Here is a 15,042-nt window from a genome sequence, read left to right as displayed (position 1 = left end):
CTCAGTTCTCGTCTCCGTGGTCGTCGTCTTCGTCGAGATCGCGCGCGACCTCCGGCGAGCGCAGCAGCTCGTCGATCTTGCGGTAATTGTCGAAACTCGTGTCGTCACGGAAACGCACGGAGGGAATCGACTTCATCTGGTTCAATTGCCGGCCGATGCGTCCGCGGATGAACTTGGCATTGCGGTTGAGCGCCGCAACGAGCGCCTGGTGATCGCGCTGGCCGAGCGGCGTGACATAGGCCGTGGCGATCTTCAGGTCCGGCGACATGCGCACTTCGGACACGGAAATCACCGTGTTCTCGATTTCGGGATCGCGGACTTCGCCGCGCTGAAGCACCTGCGTGATGGCTGCACGCACCTGCTCGCCGACGCGAAGCATCCGCTGGGAGGGACCATTCGACATATATCGGACCTCTTCTCTTTCTCGACCAGCTCTGGGCCGGCTTCGAAAAACTCTACCTCAACAGGCCGGGGCGATGACACCCCGCCCTTCGGGCGTTCAGGATTGCATGAGCAATGGGCCTAAACGAAGGGACGCGATCCGGTGTGCGGAGCCGCGTCCCCTGTTCGTTTCAGGCCTGCACGATCAGAGCGTGCGGGTAAGCATCTCGACGCGGAAGCACTCGATGACGTCGCCGGCGCGGATGTCTTCGTAGTTCTCGAAGGCCATACCGCATTCCTGGCCCGACGGCACTTCGGAGACTTCGTCTTTGAAGCGCTTGAGCGTCTTGAGCTTGCCTTCGTGAATGACGACGTTGTCGCGGATGAGGCGGACGCCCGCCCCACGCTCGACCTTGCCCTCGCTGACGCGGCAACCTGCAACCTTGCCGATCTTGGTAATCGAGAAGACTTCCAGGATTTCGGCATTGCCGAGGAAGGTTTCGCGGCGCTCCGGCGACAGAAGCCCGGACATGGCAGCCTTAACGTCGTCCACCAGATCGTAGATGATGTTGTAGTAGCGGATCTCTATACCCGAACGCTCGGCCGCGTCGCGCGCCTGCTTGTTGGCACGGACGTTGAAGCCGATGATCGCGGCGCCCGAGGCTTCCGCCAGGCTGACGTCGGATTCGGTGATGGCACCGGCACCCGAATGGATGATCCGGGCGCGGACTTCGTCGGTGCCGAGCTTTTCGACGGCACCGGCAATCGCCTCGATCGAGCCCTGCACGTCGCCCTTGACGAGGAGCGGAAACTCCTTGACGCCGGCGTCGGAAAGCTGGGTCATCATCTGTTCGAGCGAACCGCGCGAACCCGACTGACGGGCTGCGGCCTTGTCGCGTGCCAGACGCTGACGATATTCGGCAACCTCACGGGCGCGGGCTTCGTTCTCGACCACTGCGAAGCGGTCACCCGCCTGCGGGGTTCCCTGCAGGCCGAGGATCTCGACCGGCATGGAGGGACCTGCTTCCTTGACCTGTTCGCCAAGGTCGTTGACCAGCGCACGGACGCGGCCCCACTCGTCACCGGCGACGAGAATGTCACCGGTCTTGAGCGTACCGGCCTGCACCAGAACGGTGGCGACCGAACCGCGGCCCTTGTCGAGCTGCGCCTCGATGACCACGCCCTCGGCGGTGCGGTCCGGATTGGCCTTGAGGTCGAGCACTTCCGACTGCAGAAGGATGGCGTCGAGAAGACCGTTGAGGTTCATCTGCTTGAGCGCGGAGACTTCCACGTCGAGCACTTCACCGCCCATGGATTCGACGAACACCTCGTGCTGGAGAAGCTCGGTGCGGACCTTGTTGGGGTCTGCCGCCGGCTTGTCGATCTTGTTGATCGCCACGATCATCGGCACGCTGGCCGCTTTCGCGTGGTTGATGGATTCGATCGTCTGCGGCATCACGCTGTCGTCGGCGGCAACAACCAGGATCGCAATGTCGGTGGCCTGTGCGCCACGGGCACGCATCGCCGTGAAGGCGGCGTGGCCCGGCGTATCGATGAAGGTGATCTTCTGACCGTTCTTCTCGACCTGGTAGGCGCCGATATGCTGGGTGATCCCGCCGGCTTCGCCCTGGACGACATTGGCATTGCGGATGGCATCGAGCAGCGACGTCTTGCCGTGGTCGACGTGGCCCATGATGGTGACGACCGGAGGACGCGACTGAAGATGTTCGCCATCGTCCTCGATGTTGAAGATCCCCAGCTCGACGTCGGATTCCGACACGCGCTTGACCGAATGACCGAAGTCGGTCGCGATGATCTCGGCGAGGTCGGCGTCGATGACGTCGCCCGGCTTCATCATCTGGCCTTCCTTCATCAGGTACTTGATCACATCGACCGACCGTTCGGCCATACGCTGCGACAGTTCCTGAATGGTGATGGTCTCCGGAAGGGTGACCTCGCGGACAACCTTCTCACGCGCTTCCTGGTGCTGGGAGCGGCGCATCTTTTCCTGCCGGCGGCGCATGGCCGACAGCGAGCGACCGCGTGCGTTGCCGTCCTCGTCGAGGGCGGCATTGAGCGTCAGCTTGCCGCGACGGCGATCGCCGTCGGTCTTGGTGCGGGTCGGCTTGGGAACTTCCGGACGGCCCGGCTTGGCGCTACGCGAACGGATATCGCCGTCGTCGTCACTCTTGCCGCGGCCGCGGGGAGCGTCATCATCGCCCTTGGCGACAGGCTCTTCCTTGTCCTTCTTGGTCTGCGGACGAAGCGCGGCGGCTTCTTCCTCGACCTGGCGCTCGGCGGCTTCACGGGCGAGGCGCTCGGCCTCTTCCTTGTCCTTGCGTGCCTGCTCTTCGCGTTCCTTGGCGAGGCGGGCCTCCTCCTCGGCGCGGCGCTTGGCATCCACCTCGGCCTGCTTGCGCTCTTCGACTTCTCGAATGCGCGAGCTTTCGAGCGCCTTGCGACGGGCTTCCATCTCGCCTGCGGAGAGGTTGCTCAACACGGCACCCTTGGCCGGCTGCGGCTTGGGAGCCGTCTTGTTCGGCGCAGGCGTTGCGGCCTGCGAAGCTTCCGGCGCCGGCTGCGGCTTGGGCGCGGCAGGCTGCGGCGCGCGCGGCTTCAGCGAGATCGTCTGCTGCGGCTTGTTTTCGTCTTCGGGACGCGTGATCCGGCGCTTGCGGGTCTCCACGACCACGGCCTTGGTCCGGCCGCGACCCATTTCCTGGCGCACCGTACCCTGCTCGACCGAGGGCCTCTTCAGCGAGAAGGTCTTCTTGCCCGAGACACTGATCGTCTTGTCGTCGTTGTTATCGCTCATCTACCATCCGTTTCCGGGGGCCGGCCGGCAATTGTCTGCGCCAGCCCCAATTTCCAGTTGCCGGCCCAGCCGGCGTCTTGCCAAGGTCGCCGTTTCCTCAGTCGGAACGGTATGCGGCAAGTCTCGTTGCGCGCTTCACTACACCCTCACCGGCCTGCCCTGCAAGCGCAGTTGCATGGATAAAGCCCCCTTCGCCGAAGCAGGCATCCATTTGCTCGCCCGTCATCAGCCTGAAAACGGGTATTTCCGGTTCGTCCAGCGTCAGCGCACGCGCCTTAACCGCCTGGCCGAGTTTGCGGACGCCATCGGCGGCCGCATCCGTTGCATGGAACAGCGCAATGGCCTCGCCCGAACGTATCGCGGCCTCGGCCTTGCCCGATCCGCCGATGAACTGGCCGGACTTGCGCGCCATGTTCATCATGCCGGTCAGATCGGCCAGAAGCAGCTGATCGACCGTGGCGCCGAGATCTTCGGGCGGCGCCAGTTTCGTCTTGAAGGCACGCGCGAACGCGCCCTTCCTCGCGGCCTCTTCGACCGTCTTTCGCTTCGCACTCACCCAGGCGCCACGGCCGGGCAAGGCGTTTTTGAGGTCCGGCACCACCGCACCGTCAGGCGACAGGACAAAGCGGATCAGATCCGCCTTGTCGCCCTTGGCGCGTGTGAGGATGCACATGCGATCGTTCACAGGTTCGATCCCGGTCTTCACGCTGTGTGCGCCCTTTCCGACCAGGAAGCCTTACGCTTCTTCCGAAGCTTCGGCTTCCTCGGCAGCACCTTCTTCGTCCTCGGCGCCCTCGACCTGCATGTCCTCGAGTTCGTCCTCGGTGATCCAGCCGACGGCCAGACGGGCCGAGAGGATCATGGTTTCGGCTTCGGCGCGGGACACTTCCAGCTTCGAGAACAGGCCTTCGAAACGCTTGGTTTCGCCATCCTTGCGCTCGGACCAGCCGCAGAGATCGTCGACGGCGCAACCGGCGAAGTCCTCGACGGTCTTGATGCCGTCTTCGCCCAGCGCAACCATCATCGGGGTGGTCATGCCGCCGATCTGGCGCAGTTCGTCTTCAACACCGAGCTCCTTGCGCTTGGCGTCGAGCTCGGCTTCCTGGCGCTCGAGGAATTCACGGGCACGGGCCTGCAGCTCCTCGGCGGTCTCGTCGTCGAAGCCCTCGATCGAGGTGATTTCGTCGAGATCGACATAAGCCACTTCCTCGACCTGGCTGAAGCCTTCGGAAGCCAGCACCTGGCCGACCATCTCGTCGACGTCGAGGGCTTCCATGAAGAGGGAGGTGCGCTCGTTGAATTCCTTCTGACGGCGCTGGCTTTCCTCTTCCTCGGTCAGGATGTCGATGTCCCAGCCGGTGAGCTGCGACGCCAGACGCACGTTCTGGCCGCGGCGGCCGATGGCGAGCGACAGCTGCTCGTCGGGAACGACGACCTCGATACGTTCCGCATCCTCGTCGAGCACCACCTTGGCGACTTCCGCCGGCTGCAGCGCGTTGACGATGAAGGTGGCCGGGGACGGCGACCACGGAATGATGTCGATCTTCTCGCCCTGGAGTTCGCCGACGACGGCCTGGACGCGGGAGCCGCGCATACCGACGCAGGCGCCGACCGGATCGATGGCCGAATCGTTGGAGATGACGGCGATCTTGGCGCGCGAACCCGGGTCACGGGCAACCGAGCGGATCTCGATGATGCCGTCGTAGATTTCCGGCACTTCCATGGTGAAGAGCTTGACCATGAACTGCGGGTGGGTACGCGACAGGAAGATCTGCGGGCCGCGCTGCTCGCGGCGGACGTCGTAGACATAGGCGCGGACGCGATCGCCATAGCGGAAGTTCTCGCGCGGGATGGTCTCGTCGCGGCGGATGATGCCTTCGCCACGGCCCATGTCGACGATCACGTTGCCGTATTCGACGCGCTTGACGGTGCCGTTGACGATCTCGCCGATGCGGTCCTTGTATTCCTCGTACTGGTGATCGCGCTCGGCTTCACGGACCTTCTGCACGATGACCTGCTTGGCCGACTGGGCGGCGATACGGCCGAAATCCATCGGCGGCAGCGGATCGGCGATGAAATCGCCGAGCTGCGCGTCGGGATTGCGGTCGGTCGCCAGCGCCAGCGGGATCTGCGTGGAATAGTCCTCGGCGTGCTCGACAACTTCCAGAAGACGCTGCAGGCGGATCTCGCCGGTCTTGGAATTGATGTCGGCGCGGATGTTGCTCTCGGAGCCATAACGCGAGCGTGCGGCCTTCTGGATCGCGTCTGCCATGGCGGCAATTACGATCTCGCGGTCGATGTTCTTCTCGCGGGCCACTGCGTCGGCGATCTGCAGAAGCTCGAGCCTGTTGGCGCTGACTGCCATTGTCTTCTCCGTTGCCGGCCCCATGCGGGGTCCGTTTGGTTCAGCCCGGGACTTTGAAAGTTACGAGGGCCTGTTGGTTCAACTCGAAAGGCCGCGTCGCGTGGGCGTTATACCACGATCGGCGACCGGATAGGTCATTTTCGACAGGAGGACGATCAGTCGTCGCCCTCATTGTCATTCGCGTTCTCGATCTCGACGTCATCGCCGAACTCGGTATCGATATCTTCGCCGGCCGCCTTGCGCGCCTGCTTTGCGGCCTTGTCGGCCTTCAGGGCTTCGCGGATGAGATCGTCGGTGAGGATCAGCTTGGCCTCGGCGAGAGCCGAGAAGGGAATCACCGTGGTGTTGTCCTCGCCCTCGACAGGCTGGTCGCGCTCGATGGAGAAGCCGCTCTCGGTCACGTCGCGGATGAAGCCGCGGTGGCGCTTGCGGTTGTCGACGAGCTGCGAGGTATCGCAGCGGGCCAGATGACCTTCCCAGCGCTTGAAGTCCGAGATGCGGACCATCGGACGGTCGATGCCCGGCGAGGAAATTTCAAGATGATACTGCTTGCCGATCGGATCCTCGACGTCGAGAACCGGCGACAGCGCGCGGGAGATCGCCTCGCAATCCTCCACCGTCATGGTGCCGTCGGGGCGCTCGGCCATGATCTGCAGCGTCATGCCGTTCTGGGCCGAGATGCGCACGCGCACAAGCCGGTAATCCAAGGACGTCAGAACCGGCTCGACGATCTGCGCAATGCGCGCGTCGAGACCCGTTTCAGTGATGATGCGTGCGTCGGTCTGATTTTCCGCCAACTGGCTGTCCGTATCCACTCGAGGCGCTTCGAGCACGGGCAAGCCCCGGTGCGAGCGCGTTTTCCTCCAGACGATCGGTAACAAAAAAGAGCGGGTCCGGTGGGGCCCACTCTTGTTCCTAGCGATCAAGATGTGATGTTCATATAGGCGGAATCAACCGAAATGGCAAGGGCGGGGTGGTCTTTCACCTCCGCCCCCGGAACAGGGCGCACCGAGCGCCCTACCCCTCGACCTTGCGCGGCACCAGCGCCTTCATGATCGCCTTCATGTCCAGCGTGCCGACCGGCTTGCCGTCCCTTGTCACGCGATAGCGCTTGTCCATCGCGCCCTCGGCGCGGGCAATGACGCTTTCGAGGTTTTCGTTCTGGTCGACGTCACCGGCAAAGTCTTCGCCCGACGGCTTGCCCCTGGTCATCACCGAGCGGACGCGCAGAACGCGGGCGCGGTTGATGTCGGCGACGAAGTCCTCGATGTAGGGATCGTTCGGGTTGAGCAGGATGTGCTGCGGCTCGCCCTGCTGGACCACCGCGCCATCCTTCAGGATCACCAGATGATCGGCCAGTTTCAGCGCCTCGTCGAGATCGTGGGTGATGAAGACCACGGTCTTGTGCAATTCGGCCTGCAGTTCGAGCAGCAGGTCCTGCATGTCGGTACGAATCAGCGGATCGAGCGCGGAGAAGGCCTCGTCCATCAGCATGATCTCGGAGTTCGACGCCAGCGCCCGGGCGATGCCCACACGCTGCTGCATGCCGCCTGAAAGCTGGTGCGGATATTGCTCCCCGTAGCCGCCGAGGCCGACGCGATCGAGCCACCTGGTGGCCTCCTCCTCGTATTCGGAGCGTGCGAAGCCGCGGGTATGGAGGGCCATCGCGGCGTTCTCAGTCACCGTCCGGTGCGGCAGAAGCGCGAACTTCTGGAACACCATCGACATGTTTTTCCGCCGCAGTTCGCGCAGCTGGCCTTCGTTCCAGTTCAGGATGTCGTCGCCGTTGAACAGGATCTCGCCGGCCGTCGGCTCGATCAGCCGGTTGAGATGGCGGATCAGGGTCGACTTCCCGGAGCCGGACAGCCCCATGATGACGGTGATCTCGCCGTCGCGGATATCGACATTGATGTCGCTGAGCCCCAGCACGTGGTTCTCGGCTTCGAGAAGTTCCGGCTTGCCCATGCCTTCCCGGACCTTCTCGAGCGCCGCTTTCGGGTCGTCGCCGAAGATCTTGTAGAGATGACGGATCGAGACCTTTACCGGACGCTTGGCGTCTTCATCTGCCCAGGGCAGGCTTTCGTCGCGCGGTTCAGCCATGGCTGTGTTGCTTGTGTGTGTCATGACATCCTCCTCAGCGGCTGGCCTGGCTGGCGTCGATGCGTGCCAGCGAAGCCTTGGTGACGCGATCGAGCGCGATGGCGAGAACCACGATGCCGAAGCCGGCCACCAGGCCGACGCCGAGTTCGAGGTTGCGAATGCCGCGCAGGACGAGAACGCCGAGACCAGGTGCCGAGACCAGCGAGGCGATGACGACCATGGCAAGGCTCATCATGATGGTCTGGTTGACGCCGGCCATGATGTTGGGCAGCGCCAGCGGGATCTGAACGCCGAACAGTTTCTGCCGGTTGGTCATGCCGAAGGCGTCGGCCGCCTCGATCACGTCCTTGTCGACGAGACGGATGCCGAGATCGGTGAGCCGGACGACGGGCACGATGGCGTAGAGAATGATGGCGATGCCGTAGAGCTTCGGCTCGGTGACCGAGAAAAGGAAGATCAGCGGGATCAGATAGACGAAGGGCGGCAGCGTCTGCAGCATGTCAAGGATCGGAATGACGAAGCGCTGCAGCTTGTCGTTGCGCGACATGGCGATGCCTATGGGCACGCCCAGGAGCACGCAGACAAAGGCGCAGACAAATATGATCGCGAGCGTCTGCATCGCCTCGTGATAGTGATCGACGAAGGCGAGGAGACCGAGCATTACGGCAATGAAGCCGACGATCTTCCAGGACCGGGTGACGAACCAGGTGATGGCGAAGAGCACCGGCATGACGATCCACCACGGTGTCTGCGTCATCAGCCAGAGCATGTCCTGCAACATCCAGCTGAGCGGCTGGGACAGCGGATCGATGACGACGCGCAGGGCATCGCGAATGCCGAGGAAGCCGGTTTCGAGGCCCTGCGTCAGGTCGCGGGACTGCGGAATTGCCGAACATGCCTTGTGCAAGGCATCGAGGGAGGGAAAGGGAAGATCCCAAGCGGATATTTCGGCCGCCTTGTCGCCCTTGGTCTTGGCGAGAAGATCCGCCATCGACATCGGCCCGCTGTCGGCCCCCTGATCGCACCACGCCCTCAGTCCAAGCGCATCGAAAAGCCCGTCATATGTTGCCATCAACTTCAAGGGCCGCCCGGGCAGCCCACCTCGTCCTTAATTTCAGAAACAGTTTTGACTTGAGGAAAGAGGGAACGGGGCCGATCGAGGCCCCGCTCCCTGAGCCTGCCGTTACGCACCAGCCAAAGGGATGCGCAAGGCTTTCACGCTTACTGGGAAATCAGGTTCTGAAGGTTTTCCTTCGCCTGATCGCTGACCCAGCCCGACCAGACATCGGAATTGTCGGTCAGGAAATGCACGGCGACTTCCTCGGCGGATGCATTGTTCTCATCCTGCCAGGCCAGAAGCCCGCTCATGGTTTCGGTCTTGAACGTCATGTTGCGGAAGAAATCCGTAACGTCCGGATGCGACTTGGCGAACTCGGTGGTCACCGAAGTCAGTATCGGTGCTGCCGGGAATTCCGAAACCTGCGGATTGTCGGCATCCGGGTTCTGAAGATTGGCGAACGCCTCTTCATCGTACTCACCCAGCTTGACGCGGGTCATGTCGTACTTGCCCATCGGGACGGTCGGACCCCAGTAGTAGCCGAACCACGGCTTGCCGTCGGTGACAGCAGACCCCATCGAGGATGCGAGCGTTTCGCCCGAACCGTGGTTGAAGACTTCGATGCCGGAGGATTCGAGGTCCAAGGCGCGCACCAGGTTGTCGGAAACGACTCGGCAACCCCAGCCGTCCGGGCAGTTGTTGAACTGTCCGCCGACCAGTTCCGGGTTCTTCATCACGCCTTCGATGGTGGTCAGTTCCGGGTGTTCTTCAGCAAGCTTGGTGGGGATCCACCAGCCTTCGACACCGCCCGGCTCGAGCACGTTGGTCAGGCGCTCCATGGTGCCGCCCTCTTCGAGCTTCTTGTAGGCGTCGCCGGCGGAGTTGAGCCACAGGTTGGTCACGACATCCGGTTCGCCGTTCTCGGCAACCGAGGTGATGGCGGGAATGGTGTCGGAATTGACCAGGCTGACCGAGCAGCCATAGCCCTCTTCGAGCAGGAACTTGGCAATATTGGTGGTCACTTCGGCCGCAGCCCAGTTCATCTGGGCGATCGACACTTCACCGCACTCGGTAGCGTCGGCGTCCTGCGCGCTGGCCTGCATCGGCAACAGGGCGAGGGCTGCAAGGGTAGTGGAAGCGAAAAGTAGCTTGTTCATCAAATTCCTCCTTCTGAGGTCGTTCTTCTTGAAAAGACGCGCCGGGAGCCTTGGCCCGGCCGGCAGGCAACGGCAGCAAACCGCTGAACGCGGCGAGACCGCGGAACACTATAAGTGCCCGCCTGTCCGGTTGTTTTGTCAGGCATGAGAATTCAACTAGCACGCCAGCGGAGCCGAATGCAAATTCAACGGCTCAAGATGTCACATATATATTTCAAAGTGATACGAAAACTTGATCGAAACAATTATGAAAATACCAAAAATATATTAAATACTTTTTCTTGATACGAAAATTCATGACGAAGCAACGGCGGATATAATCAAAAGAAAATTTTCTTTACTTGGAGAGAGCAAACGGACGCCAGAGGGCTGCTATCAAGCAGTCAGAAGCTCCGCCTCGATCGGCCGCTGCCGGTCAATTCCCCGACGGCCAAGGCCGTCCGGGTCTGCGGCTGCGCCTGCCGCGCTCCACGGGAGCCGCGCCATAGCCATCCATTCATCATGCATCAGGTGAGGACCGTCGAGGCCTAATGGCACTCCGGCTCGCGCCGGGTGGCTTCGAGAAACAGGGCGAATGCCGTGCGCGCCGATGCCACCGCCGCATCGCCAAAGGCCTCGTCGGGATGACGGTTTGCAAGCCAGGCCGTGAACGATTGCCAGAAACGTTGATCCGCTCCATGGGCGATGAAGGAGGTCGGCGCGTCGTGAAGTCCTGCCTGCGCGAGCTTGCGGGCTATCAGCTTGCCGCCCAGCCGCGAGCCTTCGAGGACATAGGCGAGACCGGTCGCCGCCCCCGGGCGATCTTGCAGCTCGAACGGCATGGACTGCGGAGGTGCAATGCCGAGCGTCGCGAGGTCGGCAATCAACGCATCGGCTCGGAAGCGGCGGTCCCAGTCAGGCAGGGTTCGGTACTCCCCGGAGGCGGCAAGAGCCGCTTCCGCGACGGGAAAAATGCGCGCCTGCGCCTCGAGAAAGCGGCCATAGGCAGCAAGCCCCGCAAACGCCCCGCCGTCATGGGCACTGTCGAGCTCATCATGAGCTTCCGCCGTCTCCGCCCTCAATCTCTCAAGCAACTGCACATACATTTCCACAATAATTCCGCTAAGGGTTTATTCACCATAAAAACTTAATGATAGAGCATGTGAAACTCTTTGGCCGGATGAGCATTCTCATTTCATGACACACGTTTCGAAAACCATTCTGATTGTCGAGGACGACCCGTTCATCGCGCTGGATGCAGCCGACACGATCGAAAACCTCGGCATGGACTGCATCATAGCCCATGATTGCAAGTCGGCCCTGCGCTACATCGAGAGCATGTCGCTCGATGCCGCGCTGCTCGATTTCAATCTCGGCCGTGAAAGCAGCGTTGCGATCGCCAAGCGGCTTGAAGCCGCGGGACTGCCCTATTGTTTCATCAGCGGCCACGACCCGCGCCAGATCAGGGCCGAGAGCGGCCTCGAGCCGGCGATCTTCACCAAACCCGCCAATTATGCCGATATCGCGCACAAGGTCCTACAGGGCAGCGCCTGAGCTGAAGGCCGAGTAGACCGCCTTTTCCAGGCCCTGCTTGTCGTAGGGCTTGGACAGGACATAGACGTCCTCCGGCATTCCCGCGAGCGGCTTGGCATCTCCATAACCCGACGCAAATACGAAAGGCACGCCGAGCTTACCAAGCTGCTCAGCGACTTTCACGCTCGTATGCGAGCCGAGATTGATATCGAGAATGGCGAAATCGGGCTGCGACTTCCTGATCTCGGCAAATGCCTCACTCTCATGCGCGCAGGTCGCGACCCGGTCCGCGCCGAGTTCGAGAAGCACCTTCTCGGTGTCCATGGCGATGATGAGGTTGTCTTCGACAAGCAGGATCGATTTCGGAAACCATCCCTCGGCGTCGCCGGCAATTGTGGCCGAACGCGAGCCGGGAGGCTGGTCGAGACGGGAAGCTGCAGTTGATTTCTGGCTTTCGGCTGTCATTCCCTCCCGACGAACGTGGTCGTGAGGCAACCAGAAGCGCGCCTTCACGCCGGACGGGTCGTAATCGACATCGGCGCGGCCAGCGAGCTCGAAGGGAATGGACCGCTCGATGATCGTGGTTCCAAAGCCACGCCGTGTCGGGGCCTTGACCGTTGGACCGCCGGTTTCCTCCCAGAGGAGATCCACCGAACCATCCTTCTGCAACTTCACCTCGACACTCACCGTTCCTCCGGAATCGGACAAGGCGCCGTATTTCGCCGAATTGGTCATCATTTCGTGAAGCACGAGCGCCACCGTCGAATAGGCGGCCGGCACGAGAAAGATGTCGTCGCCGTTGACCTGAATACGGTCGGCCTTTTCGAGAAGATAGGCTTCCGCCTCTGTCGACAGCAACCCGCGCAAGGAAGCCGCGGACCAGTTGTGGCGGGTGATCTGATCATGGGCGCGGGCAAGTGAGTGCACGCGGCTTTCCAATTCGGCAGCGAATTCCGTGGTCGAAACGGCATTCGTCGAGGTCTGGACGATCAGGCTGCGCACAAGACCGAGAATATTGCGGACGCGATGATTGAGTTCGGCAATCAGCAGTTCCTGCTTTTCCGAGGCCTTCCGGCGCTCCGCAGCGGTTTCCTCGGCCATGCGGAGCACGACCTCGAGCACGGTCACGCGGAACTGCTCGGCCGCCGAAATCTCGGCCTGCTGCCATTCTTCCGACTGGCCTTCGACGATCGACTGCCAGCTCTCGAAGCTCTTGCGCGGGGTGAGGCGGGCACCGTTCGGGCCGAATGTGGCGGGTTTTTCCGGATTGCCCGCCCATTTGACCTTCTTGAGCACCTCACCGCGGAAAAAGAGAATGTAGTCGCGCGGCGCCTTGGAAATCGGAATCGACAACATGCCGGCGGCATCGTCGGCAAATTTTCGGAAGTCCGGAGAGAGCGAGCCCAGCTCGCTCGTCGCGAAGACCTTGCCCGGCGGCAGGATGTTAAGGCGCTTGATGATCGCCTGGATGGCCTCTTCCCGCGGCGTGCGGCCATGCACGGCCAGCTGGCCATGGCTTGCGACCGCCATTCCGTCCGCCGACATCAGCTTCATGGCGAGTTCCGAGCGGTCGATGAGTGTCTGCGCCACTTCCCCGCTGGTCGCTGCCGAGCGGGAGAACGAATTGATCAATTCGTTGGCCTGGACGTGATACGCCCTGTCATCCGCGTTCAGCTTACCGGCAATCAGCAGCGACAGCATCTGCCCGAAGAGGACCAGCGAGTTTCGGAAGACCTGCGGAAGATGCTTGGGCTCATTGTGATGGCAGGCCAGCAGCCCCCAAAGCTTGCCGTCGACGATCAGCGAGATCGACAGCGAGGCGCCGACGCGCATGTTCTGCAGATATTCGAGATGGATCGGCGAAACGCTGCGCAACACGGCATTCGACAGATCGAGATACTCTTCCGCCCGCGTGGGGCGAGGCAGAATATCGGCCCCGATATTGGCCGTGTTGCCGATCGAGCGAACCGGATTGCGGATGTAGAGCGCCCGCGCCTGGGCCGGAATATCGGTCGCCGGATAGCGCAAGCCGAGAAACGGCTCCATGCCCGGCGAATGGGCTTCGGCCAGAACCTCGCCGGAGCCGTCGGAACGGAAGACATAGCCCATCACCCGGTCGAAGTCGGTCAGCGCCGCAACGAATCGGGTCGCATATTTGAGGATCTGCTCGACGCTCTCCATCTGCGAGATCCGCTGGATGGCCTGCTGCACGTCGGCGATCGTCCGCCCGGCCTCGGTAAGATCCTCGTGAGGCTCGAATTCCAGAACGATCTTCGATCCGGAAATATGGACGCTGATGTCAAACCTCCCGGCGGCTCCAACCTGCGCAAGCGGCATGTTGCTCACCACGTCCGGCAGACTGCCGTCGCGAAGATTTTGAAGCCTGTTTCTGAGCGTGTGGATGACATCGGGCGCGAGCAACGAGGAAATGTGCTCGCCGAGCAGCTCTTCCGGTTGGCGGCTTATGAAGTCACCGGCATTCTCGGAAATGTCACTGATCATCCAGTCCGAGGTCGTGGCGACGAGAAAACCGAATTCCTGGACACGCCCCAGGAGGTGGATTGGCTCGCGGTCACAATTGCTCAGATCAACAGCGCCACCGGGCGCCGATGTTACATTCATATGAGGGGAAACCTCCACCAACCTGACGATGCCGCCGCACCGAGCCGCCAATAAATCCACAAACGCCGCATTGCACAAGATGCATTTGAAAAATGGCGTTTTGTCGGATTCTCGGCAGCAGATTGTGTCTGTCGCTTAAAAAAGACATACCCGCCCGCCTTATGCAGGGAGCATGTATGTCGCAATAAACATCAGAAATTGCATTCCTGATCCGACAATGCAATCGGCGTAATTCTACCTAACCATTTTACTGGAAACTGCGCATAGGAGAGACGATCCGCAAGGGTTCCTGTCTGGAAGCCCCCGACGCGGCCCGGAATGCTTCGCCGGCTTACGGCGCGCGGGCAAACGTCAAATATGCCGGCGTGCGCCCCTCCCTGAAGGCCTTCGCTTCATACCGGGTGCCCGGCCATCCCTGCCAGGGACTGTGCCAGTCCTCAGCTTTGCCAGCCTGCCAGGAGAACAGGTCATGGCGCGCGACGTGCAGCAGGGTCCAGTTCACATAGGTATCGATATCCGAGGCGAAACGAAATGTGGCGCCCGGCTTGAGAACACGCGCGAAGCGATCGAGATTGACGTCGGAGACGAAGCGGCGCTTCCAGTGCTTCTTCTTCGGCCAGGGATCGGGATAGAACAGGTCTATACCGTCGAGTGAGGCCTCCGGCAGCCAGTCGAGCAGCCGGGTGGCGTCATCGTCATAGAGGCGGATATTCTCCATTCCCTCGTCATCGATCACCGCGGCGAGTTTTGCCATGGAATTGACGAAGGGCTCTACGCCGATAAAGCCGGTTTCCGGGCGCGAGCGGGCATGGTGGGCCAGGTGCTCGCCGCCGCCGAAGCCGATTTCCAGATGGATCGTCTCCGGCGCGTGCGGAAAGAGATCGGCAAGACGTGAAGGCGCCGGCTCGGACAGGTCAAGCATGCGCGCGCGCGCGACCGTATCGAGCGCTTCGGCCTGCGCGGGTTTCAGCGACTTGCCGCGACGGCGCCCCCAGAAGGCTTCCGTCGCACGGCTGCGGCGTTGTTCGGTCAT

12 protein-coding genes are annotated in these 15,042 nt (G+C 61.9%); 1 reads left to right on the top strand and 11 read right to left on the bottom strand.

The window, feature by feature from the left end:
* Window position 1: 1 nt before the first annotated feature.
* The 9 genes from rbfA to E2A64_RS02475 all read right to left on the bottom strand — a co-directional run bounded on the left by rbfA (window position 2) and on the right by E2A64_RS02475 (window position 10,954).
* Window positions 2-403 (bottom strand): 30S ribosome-binding factor RbfA, encoded by a 402-nt coding sequence (gene rbfA, locus E2A64_RS02515; protein ID WP_133282858.1) that lies wholly within the window; start codon window positions 401-403, stop codon window positions 2-4.
* A gap of 183 nt (window positions 404-586) precedes the next feature.
* Complete coding sequence (gene infB / locus E2A64_RS02510; protein WP_133282857.1) at window positions 587-3,196, bottom strand: translation initiation factor IF-2; 2,610 nt, start codon at window positions 3,194-3,196, stop codon at window positions 587-589.
* A 97-nt stretch (window positions 3,197-3,293) separates the two neighbouring features.
* Window positions 3,294-3,881, bottom strand: coding sequence for an RNA-binding protein (locus tag E2A64_RS02505; protein WP_244598121.1), 588 nt, complete (start codon window positions 3,879-3,881; stop codon window positions 3,294-3,296).
* 51 nt (window positions 3,882-3,932) lie between these two features.
* Complete coding sequence (gene nusA, locus E2A64_RS02500; RefSeq protein ID WP_133282856.1) at window positions 3,933-5,561, bottom strand: transcription termination factor NusA; 1,629 nt, start codon at window positions 5,559-5,561, stop codon at window positions 3,933-3,935.
* A 155-nt stretch (window positions 5,562-5,716) separates the two neighbouring features.
* The gene (gene rimP, locus E2A64_RS02495) at window positions 5,717-6,358 is read right to left on the bottom strand and encodes a ribosome maturation factor RimP (RefSeq protein ID WP_133282855.1); all 642 of its coding nucleotides are present in this window, start codon (window positions 6,356-6,358) and stop codon (window positions 5,717-5,719) included.
* A 220-nt stretch (window positions 6,359-6,578) separates the two neighbouring features.
* Window positions 6,579-7,685, bottom strand: coding sequence for a quaternary amine ABC transporter ATP-binding protein (locus tag E2A64_RS02490; protein WP_244598120.1), 1,107 nt, complete (start codon window positions 7,683-7,685; stop codon window positions 6,579-6,581).
* A gap of 10 nt (window positions 7,686-7,695) precedes the next feature.
* Window positions 7,696-8,733 (bottom strand): ABC transporter permease, encoded by a 1,038-nt coding sequence (locus E2A64_RS02485; protein ID WP_133282854.1) that lies wholly within the window; start codon window positions 8,731-8,733, stop codon window positions 7,696-7,698.
* 149 nt (window positions 8,734-8,882) lie between these two features.
* On the bottom strand, window positions 8,883-9,875 hold the full coding sequence (locus E2A64_RS02480; protein ID WP_174235738.1) for an ABC transporter substrate-binding protein: 993 nt from the start codon (window positions 9,873-9,875) through the stop codon (window positions 8,883-8,885).
* A gap of 527 nt (window positions 9,876-10,402) precedes the next feature.
* Window positions 10,403-10,954: a biliverdin-producing heme oxygenase gene (locus E2A64_RS02475; RefSeq protein ID WP_158285663.1), complete on the bottom strand. Its 552-nt coding sequence runs from the start codon at window positions 10,952-10,954 to the stop codon at window positions 10,403-10,405.
* Between the two features lie 97 nt (window positions 10,955-11,051).
* On the opposite strand from E2A64_RS02475, the gene E2A64_RS02470 reads away from it, so the two are divergent.
* Window positions 11,052-11,408 carry a response regulator gene (locus E2A64_RS02470; RefSeq protein ID WP_133282852.1) on the top strand — a complete coding sequence of 119 codons (357 nt, stop codon included), beginning with the start codon at window positions 11,052-11,054 and terminating at the stop codon, window positions 11,406-11,408.
* Here the strand turns inward: E2A64_RS02470 and E2A64_RS02465 are convergent.
* Complete coding sequence (locus E2A64_RS02465; RefSeq protein WP_133282851.1) at window positions 11,391-14,009, bottom strand: HWE histidine kinase domain-containing protein; 2,619 nt, start codon at window positions 14,007-14,009, stop codon at window positions 11,391-11,393. The genes E2A64_RS02470 and E2A64_RS02465 overlap by 18 nt on opposite strands.
* A gap of 331 nt (window positions 14,010-14,340) precedes the next feature.
* Window positions 14,341-15,042 (bottom strand): tRNA (guanosine(46)-N7)-methyltransferase TrmB, encoded by a 702-nt coding sequence (gene trmB, locus E2A64_RS02460; protein WP_133282850.1) that lies wholly within the window; start codon window positions 15,040-15,042, stop codon window positions 14,341-14,343.

The organism is Pseudohoeflea suaedae (assembly GCF_004354915.1).
Classification (GTDB): domain Bacteria; phylum Pseudomonadota; class Alphaproteobacteria; order Rhizobiales; family Rhizobiaceae; genus Pseudohoeflea; species Pseudohoeflea suaedae.
This window is presented reverse-complemented; position numbering and strand designations above follow the sequence as displayed.